The sequence below is a fragment of the bacterium genome (genome assembly GCA_021371935.1).
GTDB lineage: Bacteria > Armatimonadota > UBA5829 > UBA5829 > UBA5829 > UBA5829.
Genome location: JAJFVF010000010.1, coordinates 1 through 18,028 on the forward strand (window position 1 = coordinate 1; position 18,028 = coordinate 18,028).

At 50.3% G+C, this 18,028-nt stretch carries 16 protein-coding genes; 9 read left to right on the forward strand and 7 right to left on the reverse strand.

Going from position 1 to position 18,028, the window contains the following annotated elements; all coding sequences use genetic code 11:
- Window positions 1–195: 195 nt before the first annotated feature.
- Window positions 196–1,917, reverse strand: coding sequence for an NFACT family protein (locus LLG46_07640; GenBank protein MCE5323171.1), 1,722 nt, complete (start codon window positions 1,915–1,917; stop codon window positions 196–198).
- A gap of 30 nt (window positions 1,918–1,947) precedes the next feature.
- Window positions 1,948–3,927 carry a carbohydrate binding family 9 domain-containing protein gene (locus LLG46_07645; protein ID MCE5323172.1) on the reverse strand — a complete coding sequence of 660 codons (1,980 nt, stop codon included), beginning with the start codon at window positions 3,925–3,927 and terminating at the stop codon, window positions 1,948–1,950.
- Window positions 3,928–4,332: 405 nt separating this feature from the next.
- Between LLG46_07645 and groES the strand changes: the two genes are divergently transcribed.
- Complete coding sequence (groES, locus tag LLG46_07650; protein MCE5323173.1) at window positions 4,333–4,617, forward strand: co-chaperone GroES; 285 nt, start codon at window positions 4,333–4,335, stop codon at window positions 4,615–4,617.
- Window positions 4,618–4,670: 53 nt separating this feature from the next.
- A complete protein-coding gene (groL, locus tag LLG46_07655) occupies window positions 4,671–6,299 on the forward strand; it encodes a chaperonin GroEL (protein MCE5323174.1) in 1,629 nt (542 codons plus the stop codon).
- Window positions 6,300–6,373: 74 nt separating this feature from the next.
- Here groL and LLG46_07660 read toward each other — a convergent pair whose 3' ends face one another.
- Window positions 6,374–7,177 (reverse strand): HAD-IIA family hydrolase, encoded by an 804-nt coding sequence (locus LLG46_07660; protein ID MCE5323175.1) that lies wholly within the window; start codon window positions 7,175–7,177, stop codon window positions 6,374–6,376.
- A gap of 198 nt (window positions 7,178–7,375) precedes the next feature.
- Here LLG46_07660 and LLG46_07665 point away from each other — a divergent pair, with 198 nt between their 5' ends.
- The 7 genes from LLG46_07665 to LLG46_07695 all read left to right on the forward strand — a co-directional run bounded on the left by LLG46_07665 (window position 7,376) and on the right by LLG46_07695 (window position 14,722).
- On the forward strand, window positions 7,376–8,605 hold the full coding sequence (locus LLG46_07665; GenBank protein MCE5323176.1) for an HD domain-containing protein: 1,230 nt from the start codon (window positions 7,376–7,378) through the stop codon (window positions 8,603–8,605).
- Window positions 8,606–8,704: 99 nt separating this feature from the next.
- Window positions 8,705–11,164 carry a DUF4091 domain-containing protein gene (locus LLG46_07670; GenBank protein ID MCE5323177.1) on the forward strand — a complete coding sequence of 820 codons (2,460 nt, stop codon included), beginning with the start codon at window positions 8,705–8,707 and terminating at the stop codon, window positions 11,162–11,164.
- Between the two features lie 69 nt (window positions 11,165–11,233).
- A complete protein-coding gene (locus LLG46_07675) occupies window positions 11,234–11,476 on the forward strand; it encodes a type II toxin-antitoxin system HicB family antitoxin (GenBank protein ID MCE5323178.1) in 243 nt (80 codons plus the stop codon).
- Window positions 11,476–11,700, forward strand: a complete 225-nt coding sequence (locus tag LLG46_07680; protein MCE5323179.1) for a type II toxin-antitoxin system HicA family toxin — start codon at window positions 11,476–11,478, stop codon at window positions 11,698–11,700. Before LLG46_07675 ends, LLG46_07680 begins: the two co-directional genes overlap by 1 nt.
- The gene (gene lipA / locus LLG46_07685) at window positions 11,700–12,548 is read left to right on the forward strand and encodes a lipoyl synthase (protein ID MCE5323180.1); all 849 of its coding nucleotides are present in this window, start codon (window positions 11,700–11,702) and stop codon (window positions 12,546–12,548) included. Before LLG46_07680 ends, lipA begins: the two co-directional genes overlap by 1 nt.
- 42 nt (window positions 12,549–12,590) lie before the next feature.
- A complete protein-coding gene (gene pdhA / locus LLG46_07690) occupies window positions 12,591–13,580 on the forward strand; it encodes a pyruvate dehydrogenase (acetyl-transferring) E1 component subunit alpha (GenBank protein ID MCE5323181.1) in 990 nt (329 codons plus the stop codon).
- A gap of 128 nt (window positions 13,581–13,708) precedes the next feature.
- The gene (locus LLG46_07695; protein MCE5323182.1) at window positions 13,709–14,722 is read left to right on the forward strand and encodes a pyruvate dehydrogenase complex E1 component subunit beta; all 1,014 of its coding nucleotides are present in this window, start codon (window positions 13,709–13,711) and stop codon (window positions 14,720–14,722) included.
- A gap of 112 nt (window positions 14,723–14,834) precedes the next feature.
- On the opposite strand, the gene LLG46_07700 is transcribed toward LLG46_07695, so the two are convergent.
- The 4 genes from LLG46_07700 to LLG46_07715 form a co-directional block, all read right to left on the reverse strand.
- Window positions 14,835–16,007 (reverse strand): RNA polymerase sigma factor, encoded by a 1,173-nt coding sequence (locus LLG46_07700; GenBank protein ID MCE5323183.1) that lies wholly within the window; start codon window positions 16,005–16,007, stop codon window positions 14,835–14,837.
- Between the two features lie 69 nt (window positions 16,008–16,076).
- Entirely contained in the window at window positions 16,077–16,490 is a 414-nt protein-coding gene (locus tag LLG46_07705) for an NUDIX hydrolase (GenBank protein ID MCE5323184.1), read from the reverse strand.
- Window positions 16,490–16,918, reverse strand: a complete 429-nt coding sequence (locus tag LLG46_07710) for a peptidylprolyl isomerase (GenBank protein MCE5323185.1) — start codon at window positions 16,916–16,918, stop codon at window positions 16,490–16,492. The genes LLG46_07705 and LLG46_07710 overlap by 1 nt, the downstream gene beginning before the upstream one ends.
- A gap of 244 nt (window positions 16,919–17,162) precedes the next feature.
- Window positions 17,163–18,023, reverse strand: a complete 861-nt coding sequence (locus tag LLG46_07715; protein MCE5323186.1) for a hypothetical protein — start codon at window positions 18,021–18,023, stop codon at window positions 17,163–17,165.
- Window positions 18,024–18,028: the final 5 nt, after the last annotated feature.

Sequence of the window (18,028 nt, forward strand, 5' to 3'; positions counted from 1 at the left end):
CTCTTTTTAGTCATACAAGGTAGAGGAAACCATCTCGCTAACGTGCTCAAGGCACTCGAATCTGCTCGTCTACTCTACCAGGTGGATCATAGCGTCCTATTATCCACCATTATCTGACAGGCAAGGCAATAATACAAGAAATCTGCTGTGAACCTGACGTCGAAAAAAGCAGATTATAACTCGAAATGACAGTGTTTATGCTTTTGGGTTGATGTCTATGGTCTTTTCATTTCTATAGATCACAAATCCTGGCGCTGAACCGCGCGGCTTGCGAACATATTTGCGAGTGGTGTGGTCGATAGGCACCAGGGACGAATGCTTTGCGTCCGAGTTTTGCGCAGCAATTTTAGCGGCTTGAATAAGGACATTTCGCGGCAGGCCTCCAGTGTGGCCTGCCGTTCTTATTACAACATGCGCTCCGGTAATCGATCTAGCATGCAGCCAGATGTCGTTTGGCCGAGCTACTCGTTGAGTCAGATAGTCGTTTGCCTTTGCATTTTCGCCGTAGAGTATTTCCCAGCCCTCAGCTGTCATAAATCGCCGAATCTTCTGCCCACCGAACTCCTCAGATGGTCTTTCCTGCTGCACATCCGAGCGAAGCAGGTCCTGCTCAATGAGAGCCTTGCGAATGTTTTTCAGAAAATCGACACTATTTGCCGCCTCGGCATCACTGCGCGCAGACTCAAGTTTTTCTAGAGCATGAAGTGTTATCTCTCTGCGAGACTGGGCTGTGTGAACGGCATCGCGCGCCTTCTGATATCGCTTGAAATAGCGCTCAGCGTTCTGTTGGGCGTTGAGCTTTTCGTCCAACTCTATTGTGACCTCGGGCATCTCCGAGTCAAAGTAGTTGGTAAGGACTACATACTTTGCGCCTTTCTCTATTGCGTGCAGACTACCAAGTATCAGTTCACCGGTCTGTTTGTATTTATCGGCATTTTCCGACTCAGCGACTGTCCTCTCGATAGATTTCAGTGTTTGCCTGCGCGATGAAATGGCTCGACGGATAGCTGTCAGGGTCTGTGTGCGTTCCTCATCGAGGGCAGTGCGCGTCACCAGTGACTTGAATAGCACATCGAGAGCCTCATTTATGGAGCTTCGCGGGTGCTGCTGCCCTATTGGATATTGCACACTGGGCATCGGGTAGACCATTACACCGTGCCCTGCCTCATCCGTTATGAGCACGGTCTCATATGCTGCCTTTTTGACCATCTCTCCCAACTGCAGCACTTCGTCTCTGAGTATATCGACAGATACGATATCGTCATCAGACGACCTGAGAATGATCTCATCCGCCAGGAATGGTCCGAATCCACTGAATGTGCTCATCAGCCATTTTTTGACTGCATCCTGCTCTGAGCCCTGCCTCGCGGGCGAGTTCCAGAGAATATCGAATGCCTGCGCATCCATATTGCGCATATCCATCTTCTCATCACCCGGCGGTGATTTGTATTCGCGCCCAGGCAAAACCTGCCTGTATTTGCTCAGGCTTGAGCCGATGTTTTTTGCAGCGCCCAGAATTTTCCCCTCGCTGTCAACCAGGATGAGGTTGCTGTGCTTGCCCATGATCTCATGGATCAGTGTAATGCGTGTGCCGTCCGGGTAGCCCAGGTGCATTTTCATGATCCGGTCCATACCCACTTGTTCGATCTCTTCGATGTATGTGCCCTGAACGTGTTTGCGCGCCAGCATGCAGAAGTTGGGTGGTGTCTGCGGGACAGCCTGCAGGGACGAGGTGAGGTAGACGCGCGCAAACCGCGCATCTACCGAAAAGAAGAGCATATATGTAAAGCCCGGCGCTCTAATCTCCAGTGTCAAGTCAGTGTCGTTGTGCTGGCGGATCTTCTGAATCTTACCGCCTTTGATGCGGTAGTTGAGTTCAGAGATCACCGCCGCAAGAGTAAACCCATCGTATGTCATAGCAGGTATAGTATATCAGAAAGCCCGATCCTAGAGTGATCTCACCACTTTGAATGTCATCTTATTCTGTGTGTCATCGGCGTTGGGGTCGCCATAGATGAAATAGATATCCGATCCCTCGCGCACCTGCTGACGATACATGAAGAATACATTGCTGTCGCCATCCTGTCTGACAACCCTGCCTCCAACACTTCGTTCGTTGGTGAGGTCATAGTTGAGCGTCACCCAGACCTGCCTGCCGGTGTCGGCATACGGGCTTGGATATCCGATATATTCCCGCTCGGCATGCAGTCCGACGGTTGTCTTTTTGCTGATCCGCACTTTTTGGTCGATCCATGTCAACAGATATTTTCCACCTGCCTGATGTCCCCATGTGGCGCCTGTTTCTCCATCACGATTAATCTTGTTTGTATTCCAGCTCAGATAGACATACGGCAATGTTGCGCTATACTGCTCATGCTTTTGCCAGAGTATGCCTGTTTCGACGTTACGCCCGTCCAGATAGCCCAGCCACGTGTGGGCCGACAGGTTTCGTTCATATAGTTCGCCCGTGTTATAGTCACTTGTAGAGGCATCGATCCACGTTGCAATGCAATTGAGGTCGCTGGATTGATAATGCTTTTCTCGATATATCTCGCCCGACATTCCGTGCCTGCCCGAGTCCGGGGAATAGCCGAGTTCACTGTTGAATGCACTGTCGGCACGCACTATTTCAAAGTAGCCGCCGATTTTACCGTCTTCAGCCCAGGTGTCACAGTGGACGGATGCCAGACGTCCGTTTGACATGCCGGTTGTGCTGCTTTGCAAGAGTGCAGCCGATATTCCATAAGATCGCTGTCCGATCAGCCAACCATACCAGGGATTAAAATAAGTGACTGTGTTGCGATGGCCTGTGGCATTATGGTCTGCCACATTGATTTTGAAGCCGGAGCGATTGCCGAAATGGCGGCGGACGCTTGCCAGCGTGCAATCTTCTCCCGATGCTCTGGTGCTCAGCACTCCATACCCGTTTGGTCCATCCGTGCCGACGAATTTGATCCCTGTATCGAAGTCGGTTATTCGACGCGAATAGAAGACCCTGCTGTTGATTTCCAGCGGCCACTCCTGAAAGAATGGCCTGCTGTCGGATAGATACTTTTCTTCATATGAGAAGTCTATCGACTCCACATCCTGCTCTATCGAATTGAAATCAGGATTGATCGAGGCGATCGCCATGGAGCTTGTCGAGAATGGATATTTTATGTCCAATCCCTGGCTTGTGCCTCCTGTCTGGTCGTTACCGGAGGCGTTTAGCATATAACCGAGTATCTTGGGTTTTTGCTCGAACCTGGGCAGTTCTATTTTCTGCCAGTGTGCATAAAAAGCCTTGTCGGACCTGCCATTCAGGTCAGGCCACTCCGACCATGCGTCTTCTTCGGGTATGTTTCTGACAAACGATATGCCGAATGTATCTTGCTTTTTGTCATATGGCAGCAGAGCGAATGGAATCGCCATTTCGACTGTATAGCCGTCATCAACGATCTTTGCCGCACCCAGCCAATCACCCTTGAATGCTATATTAGTTGTCGAACTGCATTCCAGTGACTCGGCCTGCGTGCCGATCGGATTTACATCGAACCAGGAAATATACCGGTGCTGGTGCTTAGAGTCGATATCGATCCCGACATAATCGTCATTATCATAGCCGTCGCCGTTTCTCTTCTTTTCTTCGGCGCGAATTTGATCCGGATGCGGGTGCAGTGCATGAAACGCCACATAGATATTGTTCTCATCATAGCATATTTTGGCTATTGTCTGTCTTATGCATATCGTTCGGTCTCTCGAATCATAAAAGCCGGTGCATTCCGGTGCATCAATCCAGCACTTGTCGTCGAGAGCGCCGTCGATCTTAGGCGCATCCTCCACTTTCACTGCATTCAGCGTTACTTGTGATGGTGCGTCCGCAACAGCAACCGCTGCCGACGCAATCAACAACACAACGAATCCTACATATCTGAAACTGCAAAACATACTCACCACCAATAAGGGTTTCTCAATTATATAAATGCATCGGCCAGGCATTTGGTCCATATGCAATGTAGAGTCAGGCATTGTTTTTACATAAAGCATGATGCTTTTTTTTCAGAAAAAGGTTCGGCAGCTTTTTCAATTCCGCAGTTTTGTCCTGAATGTGCTTGACAGAAAGAGTTCAGTTATCCGGGAATTCGTGCTAATTTTCGGTTCTATGTAAGTTTTTTCTTCCAATGACAGGCATACCGGGAGGCCGAGGCTCCTGCCGAGCCTTATTTATTCCCGCTAAACTGAACAGTTTTGCTTGACAAATAAATTCGTGATTTACTACAATGTTTTAGCACTCAACGACCCGGAGTGCTAAAAAGTATATTACTAAATCTCTCATGGAGGTGAAATATAATTATGATCAAACCTCTCGCAGACAAAGTGGTAGTTGAACCGCTGGAGGAAGAGGAAAAGAGTGCCGGTGGGATAATCCTTCCGGACACAGCAAAGAAAAAGCCGCAGGAAGGCGTAGTAATCGCAGTCGGACCGGGTAAGGTGCTCGATGACGGTTCTCGCGGCGCGATGAACGTCAAAGTCGGCGATAAAGTCATCTATGCCAAATACGGCGGCACCGAGGTCACAGTTTCGGGCAAGGAATATGTGATTCTCGATCAGGATTCAATCTATGCAATAAAGGAGTAGAGGCTTTCTAGCCTCTTGCTTCTAACCTCTAACTTCTAAATCAGGAGATATTTATGTCAGCAAAGATTATAAAATTCGATGAAGAGGCCCGCCGGGCGCTCGAGCGCGGTGCGACCACGGTTGCCTCAGCTGTAAAGGTAACCCTTGGTCCCAAGGGACGCAATGTTGTATTAGACAAGAAGTGGGGCAGCCCTACTATAACAAAGGACGGCGTTACCGTTGCCAAGGAAGTCGAGCTTGAGGACCCGTATGAGAACATGGGCGCTCAGCTTGTTCGCGAAGTAGCTTCCAAGACCAACGACGTTGCCGGTGACGGAACCACCACAGCGACAGTGCTTGCCGAGAGCATAGTCCGCGAAGGCCTGCGCTATGTGGCGGCTGGCGGCAATCCGATTGCCGTCAAGCGCGGCATCGAGCTTGCAGTCGAGAAGGCAGTCGAAGAGATAAAGAAGCTCTCTATTCCGGTTGCGGGCAAGGAAGAGGTCGAGCAGGTTGCCTCGATTTCGGGGAATGACCCCGAGATCGGCAAACTGATCGCCGAGGCCATCGAGAATGTCGGAAAAGACGGCGTCATCACAATCGAGGAGTCCAAGGGCACCGATACGGCCATCGAACTTGTCGAGGGAATGCAGTTCGACAAAGGCTACATTTCGCCTTATATGGTCACCGACGGCGAGAGGATGGAAGCGGTTCTGGAGAACCCGATCATCCTCATCCACGAGAAGAAAATTTCAGCCGCAGCCGACCTGATCCCACTATTGGAGAAGATCGCTCAGACAAGAAAGCCCATCGTAATTATTGCCGAGGACGTTGACGGCGACGCACTGGCGACTCTGGTCGTAAATAAACTCAGAGGAACACTGCAGGTTGTGGCGGTGAAGGCTCCCGGCTTCGGCGACAGGCGCAAGGCCATGCTCGAAGACATAGCAGTGCTCACCGGCGGGCAGTTCATATCTGAGGATTTGGGAATCAAGTTGGAGAATGTCGATGCGTCTATGCTCGGCCAGGCCGCGAAGATTGTCGTGACCAAGGAGAATACCACGATCATCGAGGGCAAAGGTTCCGCGGAAGCCGTCCAGGGTCGTATTGCTCAGATCAGGAAGCAGATCGAGACCACCGACTCCAACTACGACCGTGAAAAGCTGCAGGAGAGGCTTGCCAAGCTCTCCGGCGGTGTAGCAGTGATCAAGGTTGGAGCTGCCACCGAGACCGAGCTTAAAGAGAAGAAGCATCGTTTTGAGGATGCTCTTTCAGCCACTCGCGCAGCAGTCGAGGAAGGCATTGTTCCTGGCGGCGGTGTAACGTTTGTAAACATCATTCCTTCGCTTGAGAAAATCGGTGCCAATGATGATGAGAAAGTCGGTGTCGCCATCGTCCGCAGAGCTTTGGAAGAGCCGCTTCGCCAGATAGCCGAGAATGCCGGCTATGAGGGCAGTGTTGTGGTCGAGAAGATCAAGGGCGAAAAGAAGGGCGTCGGCTTCAATGCCGCCACCGAAAAGTATGAGGACATGGTCAAAGCCGGAGTCGTGGACCCGGTCAAGGTCACCCGCTCCGCTCTGCAGAATGCATCCAGCATCGGTTCTCTGATACTCACCACAGAGAGCTTGATTGCCGAGAAGCCTGAGCCTAAGCAGCCTCCTATGCCGGGCGGCGCTCCCGGAATGGGCGACTATGGAATGTAGTATTTGATAATTGATATTGAGTAATCTCCATCCCTCCAGGTATCCTACCTGGAGGGATTTTTAGTTGTAATGAATCAAACCTGTGCAAGTTCAGCTTCAGCGTATTCATTCAAAAGTTCCGAATCGAGCAGATCAGCCACCGAATCAATTATCATATCCGGCTTATACGCGTAGTTTTCCAGGTCTTCTATTTTCGCTCCACCCGATAGCACAAGGATGGTCTTGTAACCCATCTGCACTCCGCCCAGGATATCCGTTTCCATGGTGTCACCAATCACAATAGTTTGATTGGTCGTCAGTCCCAGTTCTTTGCGTGCGGCACGCAGCATAACGGGGCTTGGTTTGCCAGGACTGAAAGCCTTCTTGCCTGTGGCCATTTCCAGTATTGAGACGATTGCGCCGCAGCCCGGCCTTATTCCCGATGGTGTTGGGCAGTTCGGATCGGGGTTTGTGGATATGAGCTTTGCGCCTTTTGTTATCATTTGCACTGCTTTTTCTATCATCTCACAGTTATACGTGCGCCCTTCTCCCACGACCACATAGTCCGGGTCGTGATCGACTATCGCGTAGCCGCTGCAGTGAAGCGAGTAGAGCAGTCCGCCTTCTCCGATAACAAACGCAGTGCCGTTAGGTTTTTGCTGCGCAAGAAACCGTGCGGTTGCCATTGCGCATGTATAGATATGGCTTTCCTGCACATTGATTCCCATTCTTAACAGGCGCATGGCAACGTCACGCCTGGTGCGCTGACTGTTATTGGTCAGGAACGTAAACGGTATATCTTTCTGGATAAGTTCATTGATAAACCGATCAGCGCCTGGGATCAGTTTATCGCCTCGATATACCACACCATCCATGTCTATAAGAAATCCGCACTTCATAAAGCCGAAATATCCCCCCATTTGGTATGTCTGTTAGGCTATTATCTCGCACTATTGTTTTGGGAGTATTAAATGCACATCTCCAATTTATTAAACTCAATGCCCTCTGAATATGGAATATAAGACTGTATTCGTGCGATTTAATATAATCGTGCCTCCATTTACAACAATAATTTGGGCAAGGAGCAGAAAGCACAGATGAACCCCGCGCAACTATTAGCCGCAGTATCATACATGACCGATATCATTCCTGAAGGGTGCCACTTCCACTGCTGGCGGGTTGCGATACTGGGTCAGTATTTAGCATCGATAATATCACCCGAGACACGTCGTGATGTATTTTATGCTGGTCTGCTGCATGACGTTGGTGCGATCGGTGCTCTAAAACATATTACCTCATATGATAGCCTGCAGCTCCAGATAAACGATCAGTATATAGAGGCTCATCCTCGTCGAGGTGGCGCGATAATTGACTGGCTCCCTGGAATGAAGAGTGCCGCCGAGTATGTGAATGCTCATCATGAGTGGTGGAACGGATCAGGTTTTCCAGACGGGCTATCTTCTGATGAGATACCGCTCGGTGGCCAGATACTACGTATCGCTGATGCGGCTGACATTGCCGGCTGCTTCAGCAACAAGTCCAGCTTTTCCAAGGGCCTGCATCGTCTTGCAGCGTTTACGGGTCGTGCATGGTCGAATGATCTTTGGGCAACATTTGTGGGTTCCACAAAAGACTCTGCTTTCTACAAATCACTCATAGATACCAAATCTCTTCCAAAACTGATCTCTCAACTCTGCGATGAGATCAAGACACCGGGCGAGTTGGACAATGATGAGGGCATAGAGCGTGTGCTGCATGTAGTTGCAGCGATGGTGGACCTTAAGGACCCGGCTGCGCAGGGTCATTCAATAAGAACAGCTCGTTATGCCCATGCTCTTGCAAAGCACATGTCCATGTCGACTGAAGATGCGCACTTGGCCTATCGTGCCGGGCTTGTTCATGATTGTGGTCGTCTGGGTCTGCCTTCAAACCTGGTAAACCGGACGGGCAGGCTCAGCGATAAGGAACTAGAATTGGTGCGCACTCATGCTGCAATGACAATACGGGCATTCAACTGCATACCGGATTGTCCTGACATGGCTGCTTTAGGTGAGATAGCCGGTCATGACCATGAGCGTTATGACGGTCAAGGTTATCCCGACGGTCTTGCCGGCGAAAAGATTCCCCAGATTTCGCGCATATTAAGCGCAGTCGATGCTTTTGATGCAATGAGTTCTTCAAGATCGGACAGGATGCTTTCTTCAAAAGCGGTTGTCATCCGGCTCCAACAAAACGCGGGCAAGCAGTTCGATCCGCTGGTAGTAGAAGCAATGGTCGATCTCGTAAGCCATGACGGCCTTGGGGATGAGATGGCTGCAGCAGCATAACTCCGTATAACACGGATGGAAGGATGTGCGCTCTTCTTTCGCTAACCATGTCATTGAGATAGTTTTTGGGCATGCATAGGAGTGAGAGGAGTAGTGATAATGCAGCGTTCGCAGATATGTTTAGTTATCGGTCTGATTATTTTCATGTCGATACAATGTGCCGGTGCGACAGCATCGGTTAGGCTATTCGACTTTGAATCAGAAAATGACCTTTCGGCATGGTCTATGAGATCACCCGACCAGGACTCTTTGAAACTCTCCGACGGATACGCCACCTCCGGCTCACACTCACTTGAATTTTATACTCCTTCATGGAAAGCCGGTATGGAGAACTGGCCTGCATTTCAGGGTGTGCCATCAATCAAGGACTGGAGCGGCTACGACCGATTCGTCGTAGATATCGCAAATCCATCTGGTGCTGTATTGCTGCTGAGCATGTTTATATCGGACAGCAAGCCCGAGTTCAGAAACGGCCTGCAGCATGATTACATGCTGCCTGCCAGATCGGCTGGAAGGTATATTGTGGATATTTCCAGGATGCCGGATGCCGTGGACCGCTCCGATATTTCCATTGTGCACTTCTACACCAATTGCCCCACGAATGACACTCGGGTCTATATCGACAATATAACTCTGCTCAAACAAGGTGAACCACTGCCGCAGGTGCCTGCAGCCTTGCTGAAAGCTGAAGAATCATTTCTAGGTTTCAAGATAAAGGATGCCCGCTACGCGGTTGACGATTGCGGATCTCATTTGGGCAAGACTGGGGATTCCAGACTGACTGTTCTAGCCAAAGAGCTTGATATAATACAAAACTCAGAGAATACGGGTTTGGACAGGTTGATTGACTTGTCAACTCGTCTAGATGCGATAACAGGTCAGCTCAATCGGCTGCATTCGCTCCTTGAACTGCGTGATTCCATAAAGAAGCTGGATTTGCCGACAGATACTATGCTTGTGGGTTTGGCAAGCTCCACAAAAAAGGTGCTGCCGAGGGATGTACCGTTATCCATAGAGGCGACAAAGACGATATCGATAAGTGCCGCCCGCAACGAGAAAGAGAGCTTTCAGATCGCAGTTACGCCGTCTGGAATCCATGCTCTGAAAGGTGTCAAAGTCAGCGTGTCGGATCTCCAGTCCAGGGATGGTGATGTCTTATCATCATCCAATATCGACTGTGATGTGGTCGGCTATGTAAAGACGAAGTCTCCGTGCTATGTGGTCTCATATACAGGCTGGTGGCCGGACCCTATCCTGGACTTTCTCGGTCCTGTCGATATCGACTGGGAGAATATCCAGACATTCTGGGTCCGCGTCAAGGTTCCAAAAGGACAGGCTCCAGGTCTGTATAAAGGCAAACTGACTGTCTCGGCTCAGGGCGCCAAACCGGTAGTGCTGGATGTCTCACTCCAAGTAAGGTCATTTACTCTGCCGGACTGCACACCCATCCCCACAGCAATAACTGCATTGATAGGTGAATCCAAGGATCACATAATCAAAGATATATGCGGTGAGGATAACTGGCAGACGAAACTCAAATACGATTACGCAGATTTCCTGGCTGATTATTATATCGACTTCGATCATCTATACGAGCCTGGTCCGCCGGACTACGACATATTGAAGCACCTGCATGATCAGGGCAGACTGGTGGCATTCAATCTTGGCAATATTGAAAACGCAGGCAAAAGCGTGGATCACTTCAAACCAATATACGAGAAGTGCAAAGAGCTTGGAATACTCGATCACGCCTATATATATGGATTTGACGAGGTCGGTTCTACCAGGTTTGAGGAGGTTGCAAACACGACAAAGAGCCTGAAAGAGGCCTTTCCAGATATTCTGCTTATGACTACGGCAAAGGACCTCAACTACGGTATGGACAGCTCCATGAAGTCGATAGATGCCTGGTGTCCTCTGACGCCCGATTACGATCCGGGCAAAGTGGACGCAGCCAGGGCGGCAGGAAAGAAAGTATGGTGGTATATATGCTGTGGTCCACACAACCCCTATGCCAACTGGTTTGTGGAGTATGATGCCATCGAGGCGCGACTTTTGATGGGAGCCATGACTGCCAAATTCAAGCCGGACGGCTTCCTATACTACTCTCTGACATTTTGGAGTGGAAATATGCCGATCAATAGTGGTCCTTTTACCAGTTGGAACCCCAGGTCTTTCGGTGAATATAATGGAGACGGCTCTCTATTCTGCTGCGGACCTGGCGGCAAACCCGTTCCCACGATCCGACTGGAGAACTATCGCGACGGCATGGAAGACTTTGCATATGCAAAGATACTTGAGAGCATAATAGACAAGTACAACGCAAAAGGCGACTCGTTGACCAAAGATGAGCGCAGGTGGCTTGATACGGCTCGCAGGGCTGTGGATGTGCCGTCGAGTTTGGTTGAGGATATGGGTCATTACTCACATGAACCCAAAGCGCTGTATGCATGGCGCGATAGAATTGGTGACTTGATTGATTCATCCGGTATGTCGGACATTGATCCGTGGGGCAAGGGTTTTGGTGTGCGAGGGTTCGATAATGTGCAGTTAAAGTGATGGCTACAAGAGAAAGTATGCGGGGAGACTTGTGGTATAATTGTATAGCGCATAGATATTGGTGAAGCAATGACCGAACGTTTGATAGAACTGCACATAGAGAAACTGCCTGAAGGTGCATATCTTGCCACATGCGATGCATTGCCGGGGCTTATTGCTCAGGGCAGGACACTTGCGGAAACTCTCGAGATAGCCCAGGATGTAGCCCGCAAGTTAATTGAGGCACGCATCGAGCATGGCGATGATCTTCCAGAGCGACTGCGCGGTCAACTGCCGAATGAATTTGATCTTGCGATATCGGTGGCGGCATAGTGGGCAGGCTGTCGGGTCTGAAAGCCTCTGATGTAATCCACAAACTTCGGACTGCCGGGTTCGTTTTTGACCGGATGGCGAAGGGAAGCCATGAGGTCTGGCGCAACTCAAAAACTCGGGTCTATGTGGTAGTACCAAATCACCCGGGCGATATGCCCGAAGGTACTGTCCGCGCGATAGTACGCGCCTCAGGTCTTTCAATAGAGGAGTTCCTCAGTCTGTAATGTCAACACTAAAACGCCCCGACTGGATCAAAGCAAAAGCCCCGCAGGGAGAAAACTATGTTGAGGTAAAGCGCCTGGTCGAAGGTGCCAGGCTTCACACAGTCTGCCAGAGTGCCAACTGCCCGAATATAGGCGAGTGCTGGCATGCGCGCACAGCCACTTTCATGATTCTTGGCAATACATGCACCCGCAACTGCCGCTTCTGCGCAGTCAACCATGGCAAGCCGGATATTATCGATGAGGACGAGCCTTATCGAGTAGCCGATGCGGTGAAATATCTGGGACTGCGCCATGCCGTGATCACCAGCGTCACCCGTGATGATCAGCCCGACGGCGGCGCGCATATTTTTGCCGAGGTTATAAGGCTCATACACGAGCAGTGCAACGACTGTTCGGTCGAGGTTCTGATTCCTGATTTTCAAGGCAATGTAGATTTACTCAAGGTGGTGCTGGATGCCAGGCCTGAGATACTGAACCACAATGTGGAGACAGTCGAGCGCTGCTATCCGGCAATGCGCCCTCAGGCTGTCTATTCCCGTTCCGTCGATCTATTGAGGCGAGCCGATAAGATCGCGCCTGATGTGCGCACCAAGTCCGGCATCATGGTCGGTGCGGGTGAGAACTGGGATGAGATAATAAAGACCATGCATGACCTGCGTAATGCTAATTGTGACATCCTCACCATTGGTCAATACCTCTCTCCATCTTCAGAGCATGCCCCAATCGTCAGATACTACACACCCGATGAGTTCGCCGAGTTGAAGAAAATCGGCTTGGATATGGGCTTTGGGTATGTCGAGTCCGGCCCTCTGGTCAGAAGTTCATACCATGCCTCCGAGCAGATTTGACCTCTCTATTGGTGGGTAAATTCTGACCAATGAACTCAAGTTTTGAGCTTTATTGAAAGGAATGTCATGCTCACCAAACAAGACAAGATAGACATCTTCCGTGAGATGACCATGATCCGCAAGTTCGAGGAGAAGGCCGCCCAGATGTATGAGCGCGGCAACATCCGGGGCTTCCTGCATTTATACATTGGCCAGGAGGCGGTGGCGAGCGGATTTATGTGGCCATTGCGGTCGGATGATTACGTGATAGGCGCATATCGCGAGCACGGCCATGCTCTCGGACGCTGCGCAAGCCCTCGGGCTGTTATGGCCGAGCTTTTCGGCAAATCCACGGGTGTATCCGGCGGCAAAGGCGGATCAATGCACCTGTTCGATATAAAACGCCGGTTTCTGGGCGGCACGGCCATTGTAGGGGGCGGACTGCCGATTGCTGCAGGCATCGGCTTTGCCATTACCTATAGCGGCGGCGATCAGATATGCCTGTGCTTTTTCGGTGATGGTGCAGTCAACGAAGGTTCGTTTCATGAGACCCTCAATATAGCTTCTCTTTGGAATTTGCCCATTCTTTTTGTTTGTGAGAACAATCTCTACGGCATGGGCACGGCTGTCGAGCGCGCATCAGCGGTGCCGAACCTGCATCGCCGCGCTCAGTGCTATTCCATGGCTGTTGAGACGGTGGATGGCATGGACGTAATGGCGGTCTATGATATGGCCGACAAGCTGATTTCCCAGGTTCGCGAGACTAAGCACCCCATATTCGTGGAGGCCATCACGTATAGATACCGAGGTCATTCCATTGCCGACCCCGGCACATATCGCACCAAAGAGGAGATCGAAGAGTGGCGCAGGCGCGACCCGATTGTCCAATATGGCAGCAAGCTCATGGATGAAGGCACGCTCAGCCCGGCAGATATAGAGAAGATTCAATCAGACGTCGCAAGTGAGATAGAAGCGGCTGTAAAATTCGCGCAAGACTCGCCTCTTCCACAACCAGAAGCTCTTTACCATGACGTCTATGCTAACGCAATTTAGTATTGAGTATTTTGCATTGATTATTTTAGGCGTTTCAGTCCCAGTCATTCCGAGGAGGCACGACGAGGAATCTGCTGTGAACCATTCTGATAAGTATCAAAATCAGGTGTTAGGAGCAAGGTGACAAAATGCCGGTCATATACTACAGACAGGCTCTGAACCAGGCGCTTCGCGAGGAGATGAGACGCGATGAGAATGTGTTCATCATCGGTGAAGAGGTCGCACAGTATCAAGGTGCGTATCGTGTCACGGAGGACCTGCTCGAAGAGTTCGGCGACAGACGGGTCAGAGACACTCCCATTTCCGAGGAGGTAATTGCGGGGATAGGCACTGGCGCGGCGATGGTGGGTCTCAGGCCGGTCGTCGAGATGATGACGGTGAACTTTGCTCTGCTCGCTATGGATCAGATAGTCAATCATGCAGCCAAACTGCGCTATATGTCCGGCGGCCAGATAAAAGTCCCGATGGTAATCCGAGCGCCGGAGGGCGCAGGTATGCAGCTCGGCGCTCAGCATTCGCAAAATTTGGAGGCATGGTTTGTGCATGTGCCCGGCCTCAAGGTAGTGACCGCTTCGACCCCATATGACGCCAAGGGACTGCTCAAGAGTGCGATCCGTGACGACAGCCCGGTGATCTTTCTTGAGCATGCGCTCCTCTATACAATGCGCGGCGATGTTCCCGAGGAGGATTATACGCTTCCTATAGGCTTATCGGACGTCAAGCGCACAGGTGATGACGTTACCATAATCTCCTATCTGCGCATGCTGCATGTAGCCATCAGTGCCGCCAACGCTCTTGAGAAGAGAGGCATCAGCGCTGAAGTGATCGATCTACGCACGCTCAGGCCGATGGATATAAGCACAATTGTCGAATCTGTAAAGAAGACCAAGCATGCGATCATAGTGGAAGAGGACTGGCCGCAGTGCGGTATAGGCGCACAGGTAGTCGATCAGCTCCAGTTTCATGCATTCGACTATTTGGATGCCCCAATCATGCGTGTGGCTCTTGCCGACACACCCATGCCATATTCGAGGGAACTCGAGCAGTCAGCTCTGCCGAACGCGGATAAGGTAGTTGCGACCGTTGCGGCCCTGCTCAAGGGAACTGCCCGAGTGCCTGGTGGTATAGCCGTGTCGATCTAGCCCGCATTATTCACGAGCAACGTGAATAATGCTCACGATTGTATGTGGTTTTACTGGTGTAAAAAACTATAGTGGTTATGCAAGCGACCAACCGTGATTTACTTAGTGCACGTTATAGTCTGTATTCGACCCAGAACTCGAATTTCTGGTTAGCGGGCAGCATTCCACGCCATATAACGGTAGTTGCCTTCTTCTTTCGCACTTCCTGCGGTTCCGGCATACCCTGAACAAATTCCGCATCTGCAGGGAGCCGGATAGCTGCAGCATAAGCCAGCTCTTCGCTCAGATCGAGCTTACCTGGACCCAAGCGCCACATTCTATTGCCGAGTTCTTCAGCTCTCTGCTCAGGGTAGTCCACAATAAGCATTTCCACAGGCTTTCCAGGCACTATCGTATCGGGAAGACGTGCACGATATTTCAGAGTATCAGGCAGATCACTTTGCCCTATCGATTCAAACTGAACTTCTTTACCCTCAATAGCCATATATTGAAGGGATTTCGACCCACCGAACTCAAATGGCTCAGCAATTTCGCCATGCTCATTAGCAAAGACAAAACTTGCATAAACGATTGCTTTACCTTCCGTATCGAGTTCAATAATGCTTGTGACGCGATACTCATTCTCAACGCTATCGAGCGCTTGAAGCACGTCTGCGACTTCGTTTGCCTCTTTTCTGCATCCGCTGCACTTTTCAATATGCTCGTCGGCGGCTTTCATCTCATCATCCGGCAATTTTGCGTAAAGATAGTCCAGCAATCTTCCGCCCTTGAGATCATTACATGTCAGTTCCATCGGCTTCTCCTCAGCTCCGCCAAGCATCTGCCGAAGCGCGATAATAGCGCTGTGCACACGCCATTTAGCAGTGCCCACAGGGCAGTTCATATGCTTTGCGATATCCTTATAAGTAAAGCCGCCATAATGCTTCATTACCAGAGCCTTTCGCACTATTGGATCAAGAGTTGAAAGAGCCTGCCGGATATTCATGGAGTTCAAGTGTTCAGTTGTGCCGACCACACTTTCCGCGGCTGCCTCTGCGTTTTCCAGCTCGGTCTCGGTTCGCACATATCTGCGGCGAATGTGCATGAGAAATGCATTTTTGGCTATAGCAGCCAACCACGCGCGGGCATTTTCGCCCTTAAGCCCGGATATTCCTCGACGTGCATTCAGGTATGTTTCCTGTAAGAGGTCATCAGCAAGGTCTATATCCCGGCCAAGTCCTATCAGCATGCGCCTCAAGTAATCACGGTTCTGATCCCAGATTTGTTCAAGCAGGTCTTTTTCCATAATGTGCATCAGCGGCTTTCAATTATTAGATGCTGGAAGCAGCGCAATGGGTTTGTCGCATTTGAGTAATTAAGAGAAGAGATTTACGGACGATAGCCGATCTGCCAGCCCCGGAGTCAGTGGATATTCATGCACATGATCCAACGACACCCATTTTGCGTCGGCTGCATCGTCAGAAGGAGCAATTTCGCCGGAGATGACATTTGCTCGGAAGGTAATGATTACGTAATGGTATAGAAGTGTCTCATTGTCTTTTGAGATGACTTCATGGACGCCGACCACATCTCCAACGTCGACAACCAATGAAGTCTCTTCAAACGCCTCTCTGGCAGCTGCTTGACGGAGGGTCTCACCGGGTTCAATGCTTCCACCCGGCAGCGACCATAGGTTCTTGTTGGGTTCACAGCCTCTCTTAATCAGAAGCACCCTGCCGTCCTTGATAATCAGTGCCGAGACGGCAGGTTTCGGAGAAATGTCGGTCATCAAGCCACTTCAACCAGTTGAATGTCAAATGTCAGGTCCTGCCCGGCAAGCGGATGGTTTGCGTCCAGCGTCACGCTGTCTTCGGTAATCTCCGTCACCACGACCACTGCCGCTCGGCCGTCCGGCTGGCTGATCTGAAGTTGATCGCCTACCTTGGGTTTAATATCTTCAGGAAACTGTGCCTTATCGATTTCAATCACCATATCATCATGGTGCTGGCCATATGCCCTATCCGCACAGATTTCGATAGTCTTGGAATCACCGGGGTTCATCCCGACAATTGCCTCTTCAAAATCCGGTATGACATGCCCGCCTCCGATTGTGAATTCCAACGGCTCACGGTTTGCGGATGAGTCGAACACACTGCCGTCTTTGAGCTTACCCGTATAGTCGACCTTCACACTATCGCCCTGTTTTGCCTGCGCCATATTCTCCGTCCTCCTCAATTACCCAGAGCGGAGAGTGGAGAACCGATAAGCTCTGAACACGCCGCTCAGTTATTGGATTTATGTATTGATACCCTTATAAAACCGGTGGGAACCGTCTCATCACAATAACACGAACGGCTGCTATCACGCAAGCAAAATGAGCATTAACCCGGATTATGTGCTTTTCGCATAATCCGGGTCTCCGAGAGCATTATTCACGATCTTCGTGAATAATGCGGGCTAACTATTTAGCTTTCACCATGTGAACTTTGATGTTCATTTTCATCTCGCCCTGACCGCCTGGTGAGCCGGGCATATCGGTCTTTATGGTAGCATTCGAGGATGAATGTGTTTCGATCAGTTTGCCTTCTGTGGTGGAGAAATAGGTCACTCCATGCCCATCTATATCCATTGTGCCTTTGTTCATAACACCTTTTGCCTTAGGATTTTCCTTCTCGAGTTTTTGTGCCATCTCGCTCAGGTCACAATGCCCTTTGAATTCCTGTAGTATCTTAGCTGCGGCTGTTCCTGCAATCGGCACGTTTTGCGCGGCGAGTTTGGATATCACTGTCATCTCTCCGCCGAATGGCATCGGCACTTTTGCTTCATAGCTCTCGCCGAGTTTCATTCGCTTTGCCGGCATCTGATACGAACTCATCTGATTAAAGAGGTTCTTCATATCCATCCCATTGCTGGAATTACCATTCATATCCTTAAAGCCTGCGAATTCGCCGTCTTTAGACATTGTCATGGTGTATTTTTGGTCCGGTATGGATGGCGTCATACCTGCGGGCATACCCGGCACTTTCATCTGAAAGTCGCTCAGCGACATCTCCATATTGGCCGATCCGTTCCACTTCACACTCACCACTTTCTGTGTCGTGATAAAGCTGGCATTCATAGTTATTGACGAGGAACCACCGGTCAGTTTGGCCGGCATGCCGGGCATGCTCATGGTCATATCCATGGTTGTTTTATATTTATCGATCTGCCCCTGCTTAAATTTATATTCAAAGCTCTGCCCGCTCGCAATGTAATGGGAAAATACAAAGAATACTCCAATTACAACGGCGACAATAATAACAATCGGTATTACGCGTTTCATAAACA

Bases quoted from the DNA above. Each gene is read 5' to 3' on its own strand.
- groES (MCE5323173.1), top strand. From the start codon at position 4,333: ATGATCAAACCTCTCGCAGACAAAGTGGTAGTTGAACCGCTGGAGGAA.
- LLG46_07705 (MCE5323184.1), bottom strand. From the start codon at position 16,490: ATGACCGACATTTCTCCGAAACCTGCCGTCTCGGCACTGATTATCAAG.
- LLG46_07640 (MCE5323171.1), bottom strand. From the start codon at position 1,917: ATGACATACGATGGGTTTACTCTTGCGGCGGTGATCTCTGAACTCAAC.
- groL (MCE5323174.1), top strand. From the start codon at position 4,671: ATGTCAGCAAAGATTATAAAATTCGATGAAGAGGCCCGCCGGGCGCTC.
- LLG46_07710 (MCE5323185.1), bottom strand. From the start codon at position 16,918: ATGGCGCAGGCAAAACAGGGCGATAGTGTGAAGGTCGACTATACGGGT.
- LLG46_07715 (MCE5323186.1), bottom strand. From the start codon at position 18,023: ATGAAACGCGTAATACCGATTGTTATTATTGTCGCCGTTGTAATTGGA.
- lipA (MCE5323180.1), top strand. From the start codon at position 11,700: ATGTCAACACTAAAACGCCCCGACTGGATCAAAGCAAAAGCCCCGCAG.
- LLG46_07665 (MCE5323176.1), top strand. From the start codon at position 7,376: ATGAACCCCGCGCAACTATTAGCCGCAGTATCATACATGACCGATATC.
- LLG46_07645 (MCE5323172.1), bottom strand. From the start codon at position 3,927: ATGTTTTGCAGTTTCAGATATGTAGGATTCGTTGTGTTGTTGATTGCG.
- LLG46_07700 (MCE5323183.1), bottom strand. From the start codon at position 16,007: ATGGAAAAAGACCTGCTTGAACAAATCTGGGATCAGAACCGTGATTAC.
- LLG46_07675 (MCE5323178.1), top strand. From the start codon at position 11,234: ATGACCGAACGTTTGATAGAACTGCACATAGAGAAACTGCCTGAAGGT.
- LLG46_07660 (MCE5323175.1), bottom strand. From the start codon at position 7,177: ATGAAGTGCGGATTTCTTATAGACATGGATGGTGTGGTATATCGAGGC.
- LLG46_07695 (MCE5323182.1), top strand. From the start codon at position 13,709: ATGCCGGTCATATACTACAGACAGGCTCTGAACCAGGCGCTTCGCGAG.
- LLG46_07670 (MCE5323177.1), top strand. From the start codon at position 8,705: ATGCAGCGTTCGCAGATATGTTTAGTTATCGGTCTGATTATTTTCATG.